The organism is Bradyrhizobium cosmicum, assembly GCF_032290525.1.
Classification (GTDB): Bacteria; Pseudomonadota; Alphaproteobacteria; order Rhizobiales; family Xanthobacteraceae; genus Bradyrhizobium; species Bradyrhizobium cosmicum_A.
This window is the reverse complement of the sequence record NZ_JASXTA010000007.1, coordinates 304,596-322,733: the sequence shown is the minus strand read 5'-3', so window position 1 is coordinate 322,733 and position 18,138 is coordinate 304,596. Positions and strand designations below refer to the sequence as shown.

18 protein-coding genes are annotated in these 18,138 nt (G+C 64.1%); 10 read left to right on the top strand and 8 right to left on the bottom strand.

The genetic code is table 11. The features are described from left to right. Positions 1–102: 102 nt before the first annotated feature. From QSV46_RS16040 to QSV46_RS16030, 3 genes are read left to right on the top strand one after another with little or no spacing between them, the layout of a single operon-like run. Positions 103–1,152, top strand: coding sequence for an aromatic ring-hydroxylating dioxygenase subunit alpha (locus QSV46_RS16040; protein ID WP_314952826.1), 1,050 nt, complete (start codon positions 103–105; stop codon positions 1,150–1,152). 6 nt (positions 1,153–1,158) lie between these two features. Next, a complete protein-coding gene (locus tag QSV46_RS16035) occupies positions 1,159–1,905 on the top strand; it encodes a GntR family transcriptional regulator (RefSeq protein WP_314952824.1) in 747 nt (248 codons plus the stop codon). Between the two features lie 10 nt (positions 1,906–1,915). Then, the gene (locus QSV46_RS16030) at positions 1,916–2,896 is read left to right on the top strand and encodes a PDR/VanB family oxidoreductase (RefSeq protein WP_314952821.1); all 981 of its coding nucleotides are present in this window, start codon (positions 1,916–1,918) and stop codon (positions 2,894–2,896) included. Between the two features lie 143 nt (positions 2,897–3,039). Here the strand turns inward: QSV46_RS16030 and QSV46_RS16025 are convergent, their stop codons facing one another. After that, positions 3,040–4,467, bottom strand: coding sequence for a TAXI family TRAP transporter solute-binding subunit (locus QSV46_RS16025; RefSeq protein ID WP_314952819.1), 1,428 nt, complete (start codon positions 4,465–4,467; stop codon positions 3,040–3,042). A 346-nt stretch (positions 4,468–4,813) separates the two neighbouring features. Then, the gene (locus QSV46_RS16020; protein ID WP_314952818.1) at positions 4,814–5,179 is read right to left on the bottom strand and encodes a nuclear transport factor 2 family protein; all 366 of its coding nucleotides are present in this window, start codon (positions 5,177–5,179) and stop codon (positions 4,814–4,816) included. A 100-nt stretch (positions 5,180–5,279) separates the two neighbouring features. On the opposite strand from QSV46_RS16020, the gene QSV46_RS16015 reads away from it, so the two are divergent. Genes QSV46_RS16015 through hemC form a run of 3 tightly spaced genes read left to right on the top strand, consistent with a single transcriptional unit; the run spans position 5,280 to position 8,553 of the window. After that, complete coding sequence (locus tag QSV46_RS16015; RefSeq protein WP_314952817.1) at positions 5,280–5,870, top strand: helix-turn-helix domain-containing protein; 591 nt, start codon at positions 5,280–5,282, stop codon at positions 5,868–5,870. A gap of 51 nt (positions 5,871–5,921) precedes the next feature. After that, positions 5,922–7,547 carry a choline dehydrogenase gene (locus tag QSV46_RS16010; RefSeq protein ID WP_314952815.1) on the top strand — a complete coding sequence of 542 codons (1,626 nt, stop codon included), beginning with the start codon at positions 5,922–5,924 and terminating at the stop codon, positions 7,545–7,547. 25 nt (positions 7,548–7,572) lie between these two features. Further along, positions 7,573–8,553, top strand: a complete 981-nt coding sequence (hemC, locus tag QSV46_RS16005; protein ID WP_314952813.1) for a hydroxymethylbilane synthase — start codon at positions 7,573–7,575, stop codon at positions 8,551–8,553. 142 nt (positions 8,554–8,695) lie between these two features. Here the strand turns inward: hemC and QSV46_RS16000 are convergent, their stop codons facing one another. The 3 genes from QSV46_RS16000 to QSV46_RS15990 all read right to left on the bottom strand — a co-directional run bounded on the left by QSV46_RS16000 (position 8,696) and on the right by QSV46_RS15990 (position 10,708). Next, the gene (locus QSV46_RS16000) at positions 8,696–9,478 is read right to left on the bottom strand and encodes a DUF2182 domain-containing protein (protein WP_314952810.1); all 783 of its coding nucleotides are present in this window, start codon (positions 9,476–9,478) and stop codon (positions 8,696–8,698) included. 47 nt (positions 9,479–9,525) lie between these two features. Continuing rightward, positions 9,526–10,158 (bottom strand): DUF1326 domain-containing protein, encoded by a 633-nt coding sequence (locus QSV46_RS15995; RefSeq protein WP_148749122.1) that lies wholly within the window; start codon positions 10,156–10,158, stop codon positions 9,526–9,528. Between the two features lie 409 nt (positions 10,159–10,567). Beyond that, positions 10,568–10,708 carry a hypothetical protein gene (locus QSV46_RS15990; protein WP_211398764.1) on the bottom strand — a complete coding sequence of 47 codons (141 nt, stop codon included), beginning with the start codon at positions 10,706–10,708 and terminating at the stop codon, positions 10,568–10,570. Between the two features lie 572 nt (positions 10,709–11,280). On the opposite strand from QSV46_RS15990, the gene QSV46_RS15985 reads away from it, so the two are divergent. After that, positions 11,281–11,583, top strand: coding sequence for a hypothetical protein (locus tag QSV46_RS15985; protein WP_314952805.1), 303 nt, complete (start codon positions 11,281–11,283; stop codon positions 11,581–11,583). A gap of 280 nt (positions 11,584–11,863) precedes the next feature. Here QSV46_RS15985 and hemE read toward each other — a convergent pair whose 3' ends face one another. Next, positions 11,864–12,898, bottom strand: coding sequence for a uroporphyrinogen decarboxylase (gene hemE / locus QSV46_RS15980; RefSeq protein ID WP_314952803.1), 1,035 nt, complete (start codon positions 12,896–12,898; stop codon positions 11,864–11,866). 111 nt (positions 12,899–13,009) lie between these two features. Here hemE and QSV46_RS15975 point away from each other — a divergent pair, with 111 nt between their 5' ends. Both QSV46_RS15975 and QSV46_RS15970 read left to right on the top strand, forming a co-directional pair. Further along, the gene (locus QSV46_RS15975) at positions 13,010–13,225 is read left to right on the top strand and encodes a hypothetical protein (protein WP_314952801.1); all 216 of its coding nucleotides are present in this window, start codon (positions 13,010–13,012) and stop codon (positions 13,223–13,225) included. A gap of 165 nt (positions 13,226–13,390) precedes the next feature. Beyond that, positions 13,391–15,292, top strand: coding sequence for a diguanylate cyclase domain-containing protein (locus QSV46_RS15970; RefSeq protein WP_314952799.1), 1,902 nt, complete (start codon positions 13,391–13,393; stop codon positions 15,290–15,292). Positions 15,293–15,299: 7 nt separating this feature from the next. On the opposite strand, the gene QSV46_RS15965 is transcribed toward QSV46_RS15970, so the two are convergent. Both QSV46_RS15965 and QSV46_RS15960 read right to left on the bottom strand, forming a co-directional pair. Next, complete coding sequence (locus tag QSV46_RS15965; RefSeq protein WP_314952797.1) at positions 15,300–15,530, bottom strand: SlyX family protein; 231 nt, start codon at positions 15,528–15,530, stop codon at positions 15,300–15,302. Further along, positions 15,520–16,272, bottom strand: a complete 753-nt coding sequence (locus tag QSV46_RS15960) for a rhodanese-related sulfurtransferase (protein WP_314952795.1) — start codon at positions 16,270–16,272, stop codon at positions 15,520–15,522. Before QSV46_RS15960 ends, QSV46_RS15965 begins: the two co-directional genes overlap by 11 nt. A 207-nt stretch (positions 16,273–16,479) precedes the next feature. Between QSV46_RS15960 and ggt the strand changes: the two genes are divergently transcribed. Next, positions 16,480–18,066, top strand: coding sequence for a gamma-glutamyltransferase (gene ggt / locus QSV46_RS15955; RefSeq protein WP_314952793.1), 1,587 nt, complete (start codon positions 16,480–16,482; stop codon positions 18,064–18,066). Positions 18,067–18,138: the final 72 nt, after the last annotated feature.

Sequence of the window (18,138 nt, the reverse complement as noted above, 5' to 3'; positions counted from 1 at the left end):
TATTTTCTGTAATAAGTACTATTATACCTTATAATAGGCCTTGAACGATTCTGTCCCCCTGCTATTGTATACATAACGCATACAAGCCTTGGGAGATCGCCGGTGACAAAACCCTTCCCGATGAACGCCTGGTACGCCGCCGCCTGGGACGCCGAGGTGAAGCCGGCGCTGCTGCCGCGGACGATCTGCGGCAAGCATGTCGTGATGTACCGCAAGGCCGATGGCTCGGTGGCCGCGCTGGAGGATGCCTGCTGGCACCGCTTGGTGCCGCTGTCGAAGGGCCGGCTCGAAGGCGACACCGTCGTCTGCGGCTATCACGGACTGAAATACAATGCGCAGGGGCGCTGCACCTTCATGCCCTCGCAAGAGACCATCAACCCGTCGGCCTGCGTGCGCGCCTATCCCGTGGTCGAGCGTCACCGCTACATCTGGCTCTGGATGGGCGATCCCGCGCTGGCCGATCCCGCGCTGGTGCCCGACATGCACTGGAATCACGATCCGGCCTGGGCCGGCGACGGCAAGACCATCCGCGTCAATTGCGACTACCGCCTCGTGCTCGACAATCTCATGGACCTCACTCACGAGACCTTCGTACACGGCTCGTCCATCGGCAATGAGGCAGTGGCCGAAGCGCCGTTCGACGTCACCCATGGCGAGAAGACGGTGACGGTGACGCGCTGGATGCGCGGCATCGAGGCGCCGCCGTTCTGGGCCAAGCAGCTCGGCAAGCCCGGCCTGGTCGACCGCTGGCAGATCATCCGCTTCGAGGCGCCGTGCACCATCGCGATCGACGTCGGCGTGGCGCCGACCGGCACCGGCGCGCCGGAGGGCGACCGCTCGCAGGGCGTCAACGGTTTCGTGCTCAACACCATCACGCCGGAGACCGAGAAGACCTGCCATTATTTCTGGGCCTTCGTCCGCAACTACCAGCTCGGCGAGCAGCGCATCACCACCGAGATCCGCGAAGGTGTCTCCGGCATCTTCCACGAGGACGAGCTGATCCTCGAGGCGCAGCAGCGCGCGATGGACGAGAATCCCGACCGCATCTTCTATAATCTCAACATCGACGCCGGCGCGATGTGGACGCGCAAGCTGATCGACAGGATGGTGGCGAAGGAAAATCCGCCGCAGCATCTGCAGGCCGCGGAGTAAGCCGGTATGGCCGAGGTCGACCGCTCCGTCTCGCAGACCGTGAAGGCGCAGCTCGCGCTGCGCGACCAGATCCTGTCGGGCGCGTTGCGTCCGGGCGAGCGCATCTCCGAGCTCCAGGCGGTGGAGACCACCGGCGCCTCGCGCACGCCGGTGCGCATGGCGCTGGTGCGGCTGGAGGAGGAGGGCCTCTTGGAGGTGATCCCTTCCGGCGGCTTCATGGTCAAGGCGTTCTCCGAGCGCGACATCTCCGATTCCATCGAGCTGCGCGGCACGCTGGAGGGCCTCGCCGCGCGCTTCGCCGCCGAGCGCGGCGTCTCCGCGCGCGAGCTCGAGCCGCTGAAGGAATGCCTCGCGGCGATCGACGAATTGCTGCGCCAGGTGCCGATCTCGGTCGACGCCTTTTCGTCCTATGTCACGCTGAACGCGCGTTTCCACGCGCTGCTCACGGAATTGTCGCGCAGCCCGCCCTTGATCCGGCAGATCGACCGCGCCTCCGCGCTGCCGTTCGCCTCGCCCAGCGCCTTCGTAATGGCGCAGTCGGCGCTGACGGAAGCGCAGCAGATCCTGATCATCGGGCAGGAGCACCATCGCGTCGTGATCGACGCCATCGAGAACCGCGAAGGCGCCCGCGCCGAAGCCGTGATGCGCGAGCATGCCCGGCTTGCCGTGCGCAATTTGCGGCTTGCGCTGCGCAACCGGACTCATCTCGACTTGCTGCCGGCGCTCGCGCTGATCAAGTCCGCAACCGATTGAGGGGATTCTCATGCGCTTCATCGAAACCTGGACCCCCGCAAGCTTGGTGTCGACCCGCGACCTCGCTCCCGGCATTCGCGAATTCCTGATCCTGCCGGATCGGTTCGACGGCGCCGCCTATCCGGTCGGCAGCCACATCAATGTCAGCGTCACCATCGACGGCTTACCGGAGACCCGGTCCTATTCGCTGGTCGGCGAGGCTTCGCCGCGCGGCTTGCGGATCGCGGTGCGCCGCGCCGAGGATTCCCGCGGCGGCTCGCGCTATATGTGGTCGTTGCAGCCGGGCGCGCGGCTCGACATCACGACGCCCGCCTCGCTGATCGCGGTTGACTGGACGCGCGAACGCTACTGCCTGATTGCGGGCGGCATTGGCATCACGCCGATCCTCGGCGCCGCGCAGGCGCTGGCGCGGCGCGGGGCCGAGGTCACGTTGCATTATGCGGTGTGCTCGCGGGCCGAGGCTGCTTATCTCGACGATCTCTCTGCCCTGCTCGGCGATCGCCTCGTGGTTCATGCGAGCGACGAAGGCCAGCGGCTCGACCTCGAGGTGCTGTTCGCGTCGTTGCCGCAAGGTTCGCTCGCGCTGTTCTGCGGCCCGATGCGGATGCTGGATGCCGCGCGCCACGCCTGGATCGGCGCCGGCCATCCGCTCCCCGATCTCCGCTACGAGACCTTTGGCTCCAGCGGCACGCTTCCGACCGAAACGTTTCGCGTGCGCCTGAAGGGCTCTAATGTCGAGCTGGAGATTCCGCGCGAGCGCTCGATGCTGGACGTGCTCAATGCCAGTGGCCATGACGTCATGTACGATTGCAAGCGCGGCGAATGCGGCTTGTGCGCCATCGACGTGGTCGATATCGACGGCGAGATCGACCATCGCGACGTGTTCTTCAGCGACCATCAGAAGCAGGAGAACCGCAAGATCTGCGCCTGCGTCTCGCGCGCGCGGGGCACCATCACCGTGGACACGCTGCTGCGGGCGGACGCGGTTTGAGAGGGGTTTGGGCCTCCGGCGAAGGGACGCCGTAGGCTAACGCTATTGCTCGGCCACCTCGTCGGCAAAGGTCCGCGGGCATCGCCTGCTGAAAATTCCAGCCCGCCACGCCGTCCATGCTTGTTCGATGCTTGTAGTGGCCGTCATCGTGGGGTCGAGAGGCTGCGGCTTCCGGTCCCGGCGCGAACGGGTTCGAGCGAGCCCGCTTGCAATGCCGCGCGTCGTTCGGCAATGGCGTGATCAAACAGCTCGAGCACCAAACCAAAGGCCGCCAGTTCCTCTTCCTCGATGGCACCATCATCGTAGCATTCGAGCGTTTCACTGATGATGGTATCGACCTCGCGTTGCATCGCCAGAAGTTGCTGGTTGGATTCCGCGGTGCGTGCTCCGGAAACCATCGCCATGATCTTGTTGCGATGGCTGGTGGTTTCGTCCCGTTCATCCCGATTCAGATAGTGGCGCAGCCAGGCGGCGGCCGAGCCGATCCCGGAGAGCAGCAGGAGCGCAAACCAGAAGTAATCGCCATACTTGTCGAGGAAGGTACGTTCGGTGCCGTCGATGACGGCTGCCGCTCCGCGATGTACCGGCAACTCTCCGTCTCTCTCGGTGTCCGGCTTGGTGATGTGCGCGACGCCGGGCGTTCGCCGGGCAATCACTTGACGAACGGCGAACAATTGCCGGAAAAATGCCGCGACGGTTGTTTCGGGCAAAGTCTTTTGCGCCAAGATCAGATGGCTGACGCTGACCGTCTCTACTTTGTCATCCGGCCAAGCCGGAGACGCATTGAAGACACTGGGCGGAATTTCCTCGGATTCATAACGCGGGTGCTTCAGGGCGATGGCTTCCGATGCCTCGATCGCGAGAAACTTCGGCTCTCCCCGCGCCCGAGCCGTCGCAGCGATTGCGTCGGAGGTGATTTTGCTGTCGAGCGGACCAACCGCCATAAATGCATCGAGGCTCCGATCGCGCGCCAGCTCCTCGAGTTGGTCCGTGCCGAATTGCGCAACGGCGACCTTGTCCGACTCCACCCCGGCGGCGCCCAGGATCACCCGCAGCAACGCGGGGTTCGCCGGCGTACGGCCGATCACGCCAACCCTGTGCCCTGCGAGATCGGCGATCTCCTTGATTTTCGCCGCGGGCTTTTTCTTGGAGCTCTTGCCCGCAAGTCCGGAAGGTGACCACAGGACGACGAAGTTCTTGCGCAGGACCGCGACGGTTTGGGCGTCGGCCGGCATCTCCAGATCGCCACGAGCCACCGCGAGCTGGGCCTTGCCAGCCCTTAGCAGGGCCAGAGCTTCGACCGCGCCGTCGGTCGTGATCAGTGACAGCTTGACCGTCCTGCCTTCGCTGGCGAAGGCCTCGGTCGCCGCCTGAATCACCTTGTGGTCGTCGCTGCCCGCCGGTCCGACGGCAATCCGAAGAGTTACCGGCTGCAGGGCATAATACAGCGCGCCCGCCGCAGCGCAAAAAACAAGGAATCCGACGGCCAGGATCAGCAGTAACGTATTGGCTCTTCTCCGCTCGCGGCGGGCTGGGTCAGTCGTTCCACTTGTACCATCGGACGAGGACATTTTCGCTCTCCGGTCGGAGACAAGAGCCCTGCAGGATCATATCTTGAACCAATTTCGCGGCGGCGAACATGTTGCAGGCGAAACATGCTTAGGGCTCCCAAAACTTGCCCGTTTGGTCATGTCCGGACGGCGATGGGCAGATCCTCTAGGAGCGATGGTACCATCTCCGCGGCGAAAGCGCCTCTACGGATCGGCATGTGGCTGGCGGCCAGACAAACATCTTCGGGAAATGGATAACGTCAGGCCGCGTACATCCGCCGCAAGCCTGGTCACCACTTGCTTTTCGCAGGCGATGACGGCGGCGGCAGGTCATGCGCAACCTTTCCGATTCTTGTGATCGCGAAACTCAGCGCCCCAACTGTTTCGGATCGTAATAGAACCGCTCCTCAATCAGCTGATCGCCCCGCCAGGTCTGCCACGCAATCTCTTCCAGCGTCCGCGTGACGCCTTCGGCATTGGTGAAGCTGAATTTCCAACGCGTGGCGACGTTGTCGCCTTCGATCAGGCTCGGCCCGATACGCACGGCCCTCACTTCCTTCGAAGCTGCAAGCACGCCGCGCTCCTTGGCCACCAGCTTGTCGCGGCCGACCGTCGGCGCGGCGTTGTTCTCGTAGGTTACGGCGTCGGGCGTACAGAATTGTTCGATCGCTCCGACGAAATCCCCGTCCTCCAGCCGCTTCGCAAAGGCTTCGACGATGTCACGGCTCGGCATGGCGCACCTCACGAATAAAACCGACTGTTGGTCGGTAAATACCGACCGATAGTCGAAAAGTCAACTGGCCGCCGATGCAGAATTTGATTAGACGAGACTCATGGCGAAACAGGCGGTGCGGCGAGCGGCGACCACCGAGGCGATCCTGACGGCGGCGCGCCGCCTGTTCGGGACGCAGGGCTTCGCCGCCACCACAATGGACGGGATTGCGCACGCTGCCGGCGTCGCCAAGGGCGCGGTCTATCATCACTTCAAGACCAAGGAGGCGGTGTTCGAAGCGGTATTCGATTCTGTGTCGCGCGACCTCGTCGCCGAGATCGACAGCACTGCGCGGGCGGAGAAGGATGTGCTCGCCGCGATGGTCGCCGGCACCCAGCATTATTTCGCCGCGACCGCCAAGGGTCCGACCGGCCAGATCATCCTGCGCGACGGTCCAGCCGTGCTCGGCTGGGAACGCTGGCGCAAGATCGACGCCCGGCATTTCGGCGGCAAGCTGCCGCGTGCAATTGCGGCGGCCATGGAGGCCGGCCTGATCGCGCGGCAGCCGGTCGAGCCGCTGGCGCGGCTGCTGCTCGGTGCGGTGACGGAGGCCGCGGTCGCCTGCGCCGGCCGCGCGGATATCGCAAGGGCGGGCGCGGAATATGCCCGTGCGCTCAGATCGCTGGTCGAGGCGCTGCGACTGCGGGAATGATTGTGCTACTGACGAACCGGAAACGCCCATCAACAAAAAGAATCGTAGCGCATGAACGCAAATTCTGCCCTCACGCCGTCTGATCCCGAATTCGACTACATCATCGTCGGTGCCGGCTCCGCCGGCTGCGTGCTCGCCAACCGCCTGTCGGCGAACGGCAAGCACCGCGTGCTGCTGTTAGAGGCCGGCCCGAAGGATTCCAACATCTGGATCCACGTGCCGCTCGGCTACGGCAAGCTGTTCAAGGAGAAGACCGTCAACTGGATGTACCAGACCGAGCCGGAGCCCGAGCTGAAAGGGCGGCAGGTATTTCAGCCGCGCGGCAAGACGCTGGGCGGATCGAGCTCGATCAACGGCCTGCTCTATGTGCGCGGCCAGCACGAGGATTATGATCGCTGGCGCCAGCTCGGCAACACCGGCTGGGGCTATGACGACGTGCTGCCCTATTTCAAGAAGGCCGAGAATCAGTCGCGCGGCGCCGATGAGTATCACGGCAGCGGCGGTCCGCTGCCGGTCTCCAACATGGTGGTGACCGATCCGCTGTCGAAGGCCTTCATCGATGCCGCGGTCGAGACCGGTCTGCCCTACAATCCCGATTTCAACGGCGCCACCCAGGAAGGCGTCGGCCTGTTCCAGACCACGACGCGCAACGGCCGCCGCGCCTCGACGTCGGTGGCCTATCTCGGTCCCGCAAAGACGCGCAGCAATCTCAAGATCGAAACCGGGGCGCTCGGCCAGCGCGTCCTGTTCGAGGGGCGCCGTGCGGTCGGCGTCGAATACCGCCAAGGCGCTTTGCTGCGCCGCGCGCGTGCGCGCAAGGAGATCGTGCTGTCGAGCGGCGCCTACAACTCGCCGCAGCTCCTACAGCTCTCCGGCGTCGGCCCCGCCGATTTGCTGCGCCGGCACGGCATCGATGTGGTGCTGGACGCGCCGGGCGTCGGCCACGATCTCCAGGACCACATGCAGGTCCGCATCGTGATGCACTGCTCGCAGAAGATTACGCTGAACGACACCATCAATCATCCGCTCCGCCGCACCATGGCCGGTGCACGCTATGCGCTGTTCCGCAAAGGCTGGCTGACCATCGCGGCCGGCACCGCCGGCGCCTTCTTCAAGACCAGCCCGCGGCTCGCTTCGCCCGACATTCAGGTCCATTTCCTGCCGTTCTCGACCGACAAGATGGGCGAGAAGCTGCATGGTTTTTCCGGCTTTACCGCCTCTGTCTGCCAGCTCCGGCCCGAGAGCCGCGGTTCATTGCGCATCAAGAGCGCGGACCCGACCGTGCCGCCGGAGATCCGCATCAACTACATGTCGACCGAGACCGACCGCACCACCAACGTCGAAGGTCTCAAGATCCTGCGCAAGATATTGAATGCGCCGGCGCTGAAGCCGTTTGTGATCGACGAGTACGATCCCGGGGCGAAGGTATCCACGGACGCCGAACTGCTCGATTATTGCCGCGAGCGCGGCAGCACCATCTACCATCCGACCTCGACCTGTCGTATGGGCAATGACGCGCTCGCGGTGGTGGACCAGCGGCTGAAGGTGAGGGGGCTCGAAGGCCTTCGTGTGGTCGACGGCTCCGTCATGCCGGATCTGGTGTCGGGAAACACCAACGTGCCGATCATCATGATCGCCGAAAAGGCCTCCGACATGATATTGGAGGATGCGCGGTAAATTCGCGTCTCGAGAGGATTTGGACTTGGCTACGCGATTCAAGATCGGCACCCGCAAGAGCGCGATGGCGCTGGCCCAGACGGAAGAGATTGCGCGCCGCCTGACCGCCGCCATGCCCGATCTCGACGTCGAGATTGTCAAGTTCGACACCACTGGCGATCTCGACCAGACCAGCAAGCTGCTGCCGCATGGCGGCAAGGGCGGCGCCTTCGTGGCGCAGATCCGCGCCGCCGTGCTGTCGGGCGAATTGCAGGCCGCGATGCATTCGCTGAAGGACATGCCGGGCAACGAGGACACGCCCGGCCTCGTCATCGGCGCGACGCTGTCGCGCGATCCGGCGAGCGATGCGCTGGTGCTGCGCGACGGCGTGACGCTGGGGGCGCTGCGCCAGTCGCGCGGCAAGGGCTTTAAAATTGGCACCAATGCCGTGCGCCGTGCCGCTTATGCGCGGCGTCTGTTTCCGGATATCGAGGTGATCCACTTCCGCGGCGCCGCAGACACGCGCGTGCGAAAGCTCGACAATGGCGAGAAGCAGCGCCTGCCGGACGGCGGTGCAGTGGGACCCGCGGACGCGCTGATCATGGCGCGCTCGGGGCTCGACCGCGTCGGCCTCTCCCATCGGATCGCCTATGAATTCGCCGCGGCGGAAATGCTGCCCGCGGCAGGACAGGGCATCGTCGCCGTCGAATGCGCGGCGCAGGACTGGCAAACGCGAAAAATCCTGTCATCGATCGACGATCCCTCGGCGCATGCCTGTGCCGATGCCGAGCGCGAGGTGCTGTGGGTGCTCAATGGTCACTGCAATTCGCCGGTGGCAGGATTCTCGACCATCGATGGCGATCAGATGTCGCTCACCGCATCCGTGCTCGATCTCTCCGGCAACACCATCATCGAAGCTTCACGCACGGGCCCGGCCAACCGCCCGCGCGAGCTCGGCCGCGCGGTGGGACTGGATCTGCTGACGAAGGGCGCCGCCGAGATCATCGAGCGCAGCCGGCCGCGCTAGGGCGTGGACCATAAATCCGGTGGAGTGAGGCAACGACCGGCTTTTCATCTACGGCGACCAAGCTGTTGCGTCATCGCAATATGTCGCGATGGGCGATGAGGAGACATGGCACTTATTGTGGTTGGCAATCGCTCTCCGACAATTAAGCAATGAACGCGCGGGCAAGTAGAAACACGCCCGAAGCGCTTAGCGCGACACCGGCGGCGCGGCTGAACGCGCGGCCGTATGGCAGCAATTTCTCGCATGCGACATAGAGGGCGATGCCGGCAATCCAGACAAGGTTCATAACCCCGCTGACGAACAATAACGCCATCAGGAACCAGCAACAGCCGAGGCAGTAGCCTCCGTGCCGGAGCCCCATGCGTAGTGCGCCCCCTGCACCAGGTTGCCAGTACCGGCTTAGGAATAGTACCGGGCTCTGGCAGTAGCGCAGGCAAGCATGCTTGACCGGCGTGAACTGATAGAGCCCTGCGGCAATCAGAATGACACCGCCGAGTACCGGGCTGGTGCTTGCCATAGCCATCGACAACAGCCCGACGCGTTCGAGGCCCCACTGCGTCAGGATGGCGAAGAGGCTGAAACCGGCCCACACCACAAGATAGCCGCCAAAAAAGAGCCAGGCCTCCGCCGGGGGATTAACGGAGGTCTCTTGCTTGCGGCGGATTGTCGTAAATAGCAGGATCGTGGGAGCCGCACTCGGCACCATCATGGCGATCATCATGACCCACCACATGACGAACACGAGCGCCGCGTAGAACGGCGACCACGGCATCGGCATATCCATCGCCATGTTGGCCATGTCGGTGTCCATGCCTGCCCCGGTGACCAGATATGCCCACGCCAGCGCCACCACGACAGCCAGCCCGACGCCAACAATAAGCCGGTCGCGCCGCAGCAAGTATTCCAAGGCCAACAGCTCAGCCATTGGGCTCACACGCCTAGGTCAGATCAAGGACAGAACCCTACATGGCATCAAGCCGCAACACCGTCAGGCGTCTGTACGACGTTTGCGAGAGAACTGTGCGTGCCTTTCGTGTCGAACTTGATCGCCCCGGTCGAGCGGATGTTGGCCGAGGCCACCTCGGCGGCCTTGTGCTCGAACCCTTCCGGCATCACGACCTGGATACGATGTGGCGTACCGGTCACCGGGTTCTTGATCGGCTCGACCTCCGTCTCCAGCACGCCCTTGGCGACGAGCTTGGCGACGCGCCCGTTCTTATCGAAGGTGAACTCGAAAGGCACGAAGACCGGATCGTGGATCTTGGTGACGATCAGGCTGAAGATATGGAACAGCGTGCCGTCGGCTGAATGCTTGCCGGAGAAGATGTTGAACAGGGCTTCGCGCTGCTCCGCCGTGGCGCGTTCGTCGATGATCGGCTGCATCTGCCCGTTGCCCTCATGCAGCGCGCCGGGAAAATCGACGGTTGCGGCGAACACCAGGCCGTCGAGCTTGGTACTCCCGAAATGTCCTTTGGTGATCCTCATGCCGACCAAGCCCTTGCAGCTGCCGTGGGTCGGCGGAGCATTGAAATCGCAGGGGCAGCCAAATGCACAATTGCAGTTCTTGATCCATTCGCCTTCGAGACGCCAGTCAGATGCAGCCATGACGCACCTCCCATCGTGTTTCCGTGGGACGATTAAGCCGCTTGATGATCCATTTGCGTCGAAAAATCCGGAGCGATGCGGGATCGGGACTCGACCTGAACGATATGCATCCTTCCAGGAAGCCACGCGACGGCTAACGGACCGGCGACCATGCTGTCCCAATCATGGAAGCATATCAGCCCGCGTTCTGAGCGTACAGGTGCATTCGACGCTCCACCGCGGCCACATCATTGGCCGCGGTGGCTGTGATCTTCGATTCAGGGGCAATGCCTCGGTAGCGACGCATGACTTCGCCGGCGTCTCCGTCCTCCAGGCAAGGAGTGGCCGTCAGCGGGAGTAGGTCGGCCCAACTATGGCGGCTCTTGAAGACGCTCTTCAAAGACGCTGGCGACACCGACGAGCTGATCGACTAGCCGCAGCGCTTGGCCAGCCTTTTGGGCCGCTTGAGCAGCATCCGTTTGGCTTTCGCCTCTGAACGCTTTTTGATCTCGGCCTTGATCTGTTCGATCAGGGTTGCTTCCGACTTTTGGATCTTAAGGGTGGAGTTCACATTCGCGTCCTCCGATAAGCCGTGCAGCTCAACAGGCTAGTCTAATTTGACCCCACGCAAAAGCCGCCAAGGTCTCCCTCGGCGGCTTGTGCCGTTGCGCTGCGTTTTGCGTAGAGGTTTGCCGCGCCGAGCGGTGCTCGAACGTGGCCCAAGCCTGCTAGCCGCAGGACGCACAGCCTTCATCCGAATGAGGCGGTCAATGCGTTGCCTGTGTGTCGGGGCCAACGTGTCCCCGATGACCTATAATGTCATCACCGGCGCGATGCTAATCAAGCCAGTGCTGTTGTCCTATAGATGAAATGATAGTCCCGTCGCCGCTCTGGCTAGCGGAGTCGTTGAGTGCTGAAGTCGCTTTTCCCGATGTGGCGCGAAATGGACGTCCGCACGAGCCCTTCTTGGCCGCGACGATGGCGTCGATCATCTTGCGCCCAGATCGACGGTGCTTGGCGTTCGCGTGCAACTCGACGAGAACGCGCCTCGGCTTGAGTACCTCCTAATGGTAGACGCCCGATCTACCGTTTGCCCGCAACGATCGGCATGATGCACGGACTGTACGCCGTGAGGTAAAGACAATGAGCAATGACCGTCTCGTGCGACCGCCGCGGACCGCTCGCATCCGCAAGATTGGCATCATCGGAGGCGCAGTCCTCCTGCTCGGGCCGATGGCCGTTTCCACCGTCTTTGGAGCAGGAACGCGCATCTCTGATGGCTTCGAACCGTTCGTGAAATCGGCGAATGAGCGGGTCGCCCAAGCCTTCGAGGACATTAGGGACCTCGCGCCCCTCTCTGATGAGTTGAACACCGCGCTGGCGTCGCTGAGCCAGAACGTTCAGAGCGCTCAGAAGCCACCGGTTCAGGCTGAAGACGATGAATGACCTGACCCCTGGTTCGCGTTCTTGCTAGGCCGCGACGCCATTCTCAAGCTGTTTGGGGTAGGGCCCCGCCAAGGAGCCTAACCGCGTCGCTGTCCGCTGATCACGTGTGGGCATCGCGGCCATCTTTCGATCCATAGCAACCCGCAAGCGGAGAGGCAGCTACGGGCCATGAGCCGCAGGGCCTATGGTTGCGCCGGGCAGAATTCTTCAATGATTTGTACTGTGCATGGGGTTGTTTTAACGGTTTTTGTTTCCGCCTCCTTGAGGGGACCGAATTTTTTCACCCCCGTACGCGCCTCAGCATCTGCTCGACATGGGCGATCGGCGTCTCCGGCTGGATGCCGTGACCGAGATTGAAGATGAAGCGCCCTTGCGCAAAGTTCGCCAGCACGTTGTCCACCGCGCGGTCGAGCGCGGCGCCGCCTGATATCAGCACCAGCGGATCGAGATTGCCTTGCACGGCGACGCGTGATTGCACGCGCTCGCGGATGAAGCCCGGTTCCGCCGTCCAGTCGATGCTGACCGCGTTGACGCCGGTCGCCTCGACGTAACCGGGCAGTTGCGCGCCGGCGCCGCGCGGAAAACCGATGATGTTCGCGTCCGGCACTTTTGCGCGCACGCCTTCGACGATGCGCCGTGTCGGCTCGACCGACCAGCGCGCGAATTCGGCCGGCGGCAGCACGCCGGCCCAGGTGTCGAAGATCTGCAACGCATTGGCGCCGGCCGCAAGCTGCTTCAGCAGATACGCGATCGAGTTCTCGACCAGCACGTCGATGATCTCTGCGAAAGCCTCGGGATGCCGGTAGGCCATCATCCGCGCCGGGGCCTGATCGGGCGTGCCGCGGCCCGCGACCATGTAGGTCGCCACCGTCCACGGGGCGCCGCAGAAGCCGATCAGCGCGGTCTTTGCGTCGAGCGCGCCGCGCACGATCGTGAGCGCCTCGAACACCGGGGCGAGCTTGGCGAAATCGGCGCGGCGCGCCAGCGTCGCGACCTTGGCGGGATCATCCAGCGGCTCGAGCCGCGGACCCTCGCCGACCTCGAAGCGCACGGAGCGGCCGAGCGCATAGGGGATCACCAGGATGTCGGAGAAGATGATCGCCGCATCGAAGCCGAACCTTCGGATCGGTTGCAGCGTGACCTCGGCGGCAAGCTCCGGATTGAAACAGAGATCGAGGAAGCCGCCGGCCTTGGCGCGCACCTCGCGGTACTCCGGCAAATAGCGGCCGGCCTGCCGCATCATCCACACCGGCGGGACGGCCTGGCGCTCGCCGGAGAGCACGTCGATGAACGGTTTTGTCGCAGATTGGGGCACGGACTGTCCTGATGCAGGTTGAGGTTCCTGATACACTGCCGGGAGCGGAAGCGGAACAGGGGAACCAGCGCAAATGGGCCGCGTTGACCAGCCCAATGGAGGAGGAATTGCATGGCCCAGACATTCAATCCCGCGCCGCATGACAAGCACGCCGACGATCTGCGCGATGCGCTCGCCGCCGATCGCAACGCCAAGCTCGATACCGGGTTGGAAGATACTTTCCCCGCGTCCGATCCCGTCAGCGCCGCGCAGCCGACGCCCTCGAAGGCCGATGCGGACGCCGACAATCCTTCGCTCTGGCAGAAGGTCAAGGCGATCTTCAGCTAGCGGCGCCGGTTTCCGATAGGGTCGCTAACGCATTGTTAGCGATCCAATGACGCTGCAGTCCGTAGGAGTACGGGAAAACCCGCACATCCCGGCGAATGTCGACAAGCCTTTCAGGGTTCAATAACAGAAGCGGTGGAACCTCCGGCTAACGGAGAGTTCTGCCGCATGAGCGTCGCCTCACAAAGAGCTGGATGGAGCCGCCTGCCGCTGCGCGCGGCGGCGTTCGTCGCGCTCACTTGCGCGACCATTCTCGGCGTCAGCGGCTGGCGCGAGTGGGCCGCGCGCGATGCCGTGCTCAAGGGCGCCGAGACCGAGATGGCGAACGTCGCCCGCTCGCTGACGCAGCATGCCGAGGACAGCCTCGATCTGCTCGATTCCGGCGTCGTCGGCGTCGTCAGCCGGCTGGAGATGGACGGCACCGAGCCGGCCACGGTCGCCAAACTCAGAACCCTGCTGGAAGCGCGCAAGAAGGCGATGCAGCGCGTGCACAGTCTCGCCATCATGGACGACCACGGCAACTGGCTGACCTCGCCCGGCACGATCGCATCGACGCTCAGCGACGACGCGTTCTTCCGCCACCATCAGCTTTCCCCGAAGCGCGAGCCCCATGTCGGCCGTCCCGTGAAGAGCCTGCTCGACGGCGAGTGGGTCGTCACCCTGTCGCGCCGTTTCAACAAGCTGGACGGCAGCTTCGGCGGCGTGGTGCTCGCGACCATCAGCTCGAAATATCTGTCGCATTTCTACGAACAGTTCGAGATCGGCCGCAACAGCTCGGTGGCGTTGACGCACGGCGAAGGCCTGATCATCGCGCGCAACCCGCGCAACGACAAGTTCGTCGGCCGCAGCGTTGCCAACACGCCGCTGCTCCGCGATGCCAGCCTGCAGCGGCCGAGCGGCGCCTATCATTTCAAGTCGCCGCTGGACGGCGCCGAACGCGTCAGCTTCTTCAAGCGCAGCGGCCGTTATCCGCTCGTCCTGCTCGCCACAGTCGACAAGGACGAGCTGCTCGCCCCTTGGCGCGCTGCGGCGATCTCCCGCATGCTCTACGTGCTCGCGCTGGTCATGCTGATCGCGGTGATCGGCGCGGTGCTGGTGCGGCAATTGCAGCGGGGTCAGCGCATGGCTGCCGCGCTGGTCGAGAAGGAAGCTCATTTCCGCCTGCTCGCAGAAGGCTCCAGCGACATGGTCACGCGTATCGGGCTCGACGAGCGGCTGCGCTATGTCTCGCCCTCGTCGGCCCGCGTCGTCGGCTGGCGCGCCAACCAGCTGATCGGCACACTTGCGCTTGCCGGCATTCACGCCGAAGACCGGCCGCAGGTCCAGGCCATCGTCGATGCGATGAAGCGCGGCGACAAGGAGGAGGCACGCGTCACCTACCGCAACACGCACCGGACGAACTCCGAGGTCTGGCTCGAATCGACCATGCGGGTGACGCGCAAGGACAATGGCAGCGTCGACGGCGTGGTCGCGATCTCGCGCGACATCACCGAGCAGAAGAAGCTGGAGACCCGGCTCGAAACGCTCGCGATCGAGGACAGCCTCACCGGGCTTGCCAACCGCCGCCGCTTCGACGACCGGCTCAACGAGGAATGGGCGCGCGCTTACCGCGACCGCTCGAGCCTCGGCTTGTTGATGATCGACGTCGATCACTTCAAGTCCTACAACGACCAATACGGTCATCCCGCAGGTGACGCCTGCCTGCGCGTGGTGGCGCGGGTCATCGCGGCCGAGATGAAGCGTCCCGGCGATCTCGCCGCGCGCTATGGCGGCGAGGAATTCGCCATGCTGCTGCCGAACACCGATGCCGCGGGCTGCGCCCGTATCGGCGAGCGGATACGGAAGGCTATTCGCGAGGCGGGCCTCGTCCACAGCTCCAATCTCGCCTTCGGCTGCGTCACCGCGTCGCTCGGCGGAGCAGTCTGCCGGCCGGCGCTGGAGCGCACCGCCGGTGTCGGCACGTTGATCGAGGCTGCCGACCAGGCGCTCTATGCGGCGAAGGAAGCCGGGCGCGATCGCCTGATGATGTCGGTCCAGGTGGCGCACCTGCCCAAGGCTTCGGGCCAGTAAATATCACTCAATAATGCGGCGGGCGCTCGTTGGCAGGGCCGGGTGCATTCGTTTCAGCTTCCTGAAGCCGCTCACCGAGCTCCGCGATCTTCCGCGTCAACACGTCGATCTGCTTCCATTGCGCGGTGATGGTCTGGTTCAGCGTCTCGATGGTGTCGTCCTGATAGGCGATGCGCATCTCCAGCGCGTCGACGCGCTCGCCAAGAATCTCGCCAGGTGTCTTGATCTCATTCGTCAAGCGCCGCGTCCTTGTCCCGTTCGCGTAAACCATGACTGAGCGCGACGCGCTCGTCGAACACGAAGCATTCTCCGCGCCAGCGGCTCTGCGCCTCAGGCACCTCTTCGAGATATTTCAAGATGCCGCCCTTGAGATGATAGACCTCGGTAAAGCCGCGCGCGAGCAGATGCGCGCTGGCCTTCTCGCAGCGGATGCCGCCGGTGCAGAACATCGCGATCCGGCGATGCCTGGCCGGATCGAGCTGTTTTGCGGCATAATCCTTGAACTGGCCGAAGCTCTTGATCTCAGGGTCGACAGCGCCCTCGAACGTCCCCATCGCAACCTCGAAGGCGTTGCGGGTGTCGAGCACGAGCGTCCCCGGCGCCGAGATCAGCGCGTTCCATTCGCTTGCATCGACATAGGTGCCGACCTGACGGGTCGGATCGGCGGCCGCGTCGCCGAGCGTGACGATCTCCTTCTTCAGCCGCACCTTGAGCCGGCCGAACGGCATCACCTCGGCGGCCGAGAACTTCAATTCGAGATTGTCCAGCCGCCCGCCGAACAGGCCGCCGTGCGCGATCTCATGGACGAAGACGTCGATCGCTTCCGGCGCACCTGCGATCGTGCCGTTAATACCTTCGCTGGCCAGCAGCACGCTGCCCTTCAGCGTGAGACCGGCGCAGAACGCGCGCAGCGGCTCGCGCAGCTCGCGATAATCGGGCAGGGCGGCGAATTGATAGAAGGCGGCGACCTTGTGGATCATGCCGGCCCGTTTAGCAGGCGGCGGCCGCTCAGAAAACCCGCATGGCCGGGCTCTGCGAAGGTCTATACGCCCAGCGGATGGCAGCCATTTCCCTGGTATGCCAGCATTGCCCCAGCGGGCTCGAATGTGTCATGTAGGCCCGGTTTTTCCGAGACGCGCGCGACCCGCGCCAGCGGCCCAGGCGGCCTAACGAGAGCAAGATATTCGATGAGAAACTTCCATTTCCCCGGCAGGTCCACGGTCCACGCCACCAACGCGATGGTGGCGACCTCGCACCCGCAGGCCTCGCTGGCCGCGATCGAGGTGCTGCGCGAGGGCGGCACAGCGGTGGACGCGGCTGTTGCGGGATCGGCGATCCTCGGCGTGATCGAGCCGCAATCGACCGGCATCGGCGGCGACTGTTTTGCGCTGATCCAGCCGCGTGGCGAAGGCAAGATCGTCGCCTATAACGGCTCCGGCCGCGCGCCGAAGGCGGCGAACGCCGACTGGTATCTCGAGCACAAGATCAACTCCGTGCCGCTGACCTCGGCGCATGCGGTCTCGATCCCCGGCGTGATCGACGCCTTCGCGACCGTGCTGCGCGATCACGGCAAGTTCGGCTTCGACCGGCTGCTCCAGCCCGCGATCAAGGCGGCCGAGGAAGGCTATGTCGTCGCCCCGCGCATCGCCTTCGACTGGAAGAATCAGTTCGAGAAGCTGAAGGGTGGCACCAACACGACGCGTTACTTGCTGCCGGGCGGCAAGCCGCCGGTGGCCGGCGACGTGATCCGCCAGGCCGAACTCGCCAGGACGCTGCGCGCGATCGCCAAGGACGGCCGCGACGCCTTCTACAAGGGTGAGATCGCGGAAGACATGGTCGAGACCCTGCGCGGCATCGGCGGCCTGCACACGCTCGACGATTTCGCCGCGCACGCGACCGAGGTGACGACGCCGATCGGCACCATGTACAAGGGCCATGACGTCTGGCAGTGCCCGCCGAACGGCCCCGGCCTCACCGCGCTGTTGATGCTCAACATCCTGTCGCGTTTCGACCTGACCAAGTACGCGCCCCTGAGCATCGAGCGCTTCCATCTCGAAGCGGAGGCCGCACGCATCGCCTACATGCATCGTGAGCTGCATGTCGCCGACCCTGATCATATGCAGGTCGAAGTGTCGAGGATCCTCGTCAAGGAATTCTGCGAAGAACACATCAGCAAGATCCGGATGGACGGCATGCTCGATTTGCCGAACGTCGCGCCGCCGATGAATCCCTCGACCATCTACATCACGGTGGTGGACAAGGACCGCAACGTCTGCTCGTTCATCAATTCGGTCGCGCATTCGTTCGGCTCGGCCATCGTCTCCAACAAGACCGGGGTGCTGTTCCAGAACCGCGCCGGCGGCTTCCGCATCCAACCGGGCCATCCCAATTGCATCGCTGGCGGCAAGCGCCCGCTGCACACGATCATGCCGAGCCTTATGACCAAGGGCGGCCGCTCCGTGATGCCGTTCGCGGTGATGGGCGGGCAGTATCAGCCAGTCGGCCAGACTCACGTCGTCACCAACATCCTCGACTATGGCTGCGACGTGCAGGAGGCGATCGACATGCCGCGCGGCCTGCACTACGAGGGCCAGTACCAGCTCGAGGATAGCGTGCCGGCCGATATCGTCGAAGGGCTCAAGAAACTCGGCCACAAGACCACCAGCGTGGTCGGCCCGCTCGGCGGCGCGCAGGCGATCTGGATCGATTGGGACAAGGGCACGCTCACCGGCGGTTCCGATCCGCGCAAGGACGGCTGCGCACTCGGCTATTGATCATCCGCGCGCGGGACGAGGTTCCGCGCGTGAGGATCAGGAAGATGTGACACAGGGCGGGGCGGCATTTGC

Bases quoted from the DNA above. Each gene is read 5' to 3' on its own strand.
- QSV46_RS15975 (WP_314952801.1), top strand. From the start codon at position 13,010: ATGGCCCAGACATTCAATCCCGCGCCGCATGACAAGCACGCCGACGAT.
- QSV46_RS15970 (WP_314952799.1), top strand. From the start codon at position 13,391: ATGAGCGTCGCCTCACAAAGAGCTGGATGGAGCCGCCTGCCGCTGCGC.
- QSV46_RS15995 (WP_148749122.1), bottom strand. From the start codon at position 10,158: ATGGCTGCATCTGACTGGCGTCTCGAAGGCGAATGGATCAAGAACTGC.
- QSV46_RS16020 (WP_314952818.1), bottom strand. From the start codon at position 5,179: ATGCCGAGCCGTGACATCGTCGAAGCCTTTGCGAAGCGGCTGGAGGAC.
- ggt (WP_314952793.1), top strand. From the start codon at position 16,480: ATGAGAAACTTCCATTTCCCCGGCAGGTCCACGGTCCACGCCACCAAC.
- QSV46_RS16030 (WP_314952821.1), top strand. From the start codon at position 1,916: ATGCGCTTCATCGAAACCTGGACCCCCGCAAGCTTGGTGTCGACCCGC.
- QSV46_RS16000 (WP_314952810.1), bottom strand. From the start codon at position 9,478: ATGGCTGAGCTGTTGGCCTTGGAATACTTGCTGCGGCGCGACCGGCTT.
- QSV46_RS16035 (WP_314952824.1), top strand. From the start codon at position 1,159: ATGGCCGAGGTCGACCGCTCCGTCTCGCAGACCGTGAAGGCGCAGCTC.
- QSV46_RS16015 (WP_314952817.1), top strand. From the start codon at position 5,280: ATGGCGAAACAGGCGGTGCGGCGAGCGGCGACCACCGAGGCGATCCTG.
- QSV46_RS15960 (WP_314952795.1), bottom strand. From the start codon at position 16,272: ATGATCCACAAGGTCGCCGCCTTCTATCAATTCGCCGCCCTGCCCGAT.
- QSV46_RS16010 (WP_314952815.1), top strand. From the start codon at position 5,922: ATGAACGCAAATTCTGCCCTCACGCCGTCTGATCCCGAATTCGACTAC.
- QSV46_RS16025 (WP_314952819.1), bottom strand. From the start codon at position 4,467: ATGTCCTCGTCCGATGGTACAAGTGGAACGACTGACCCAGCCCGCCGC.
- QSV46_RS15985 (WP_314952805.1), top strand. From the start codon at position 11,281: ATGAGCAATGACCGTCTCGTGCGACCGCCGCGGACCGCTCGCATCCGC.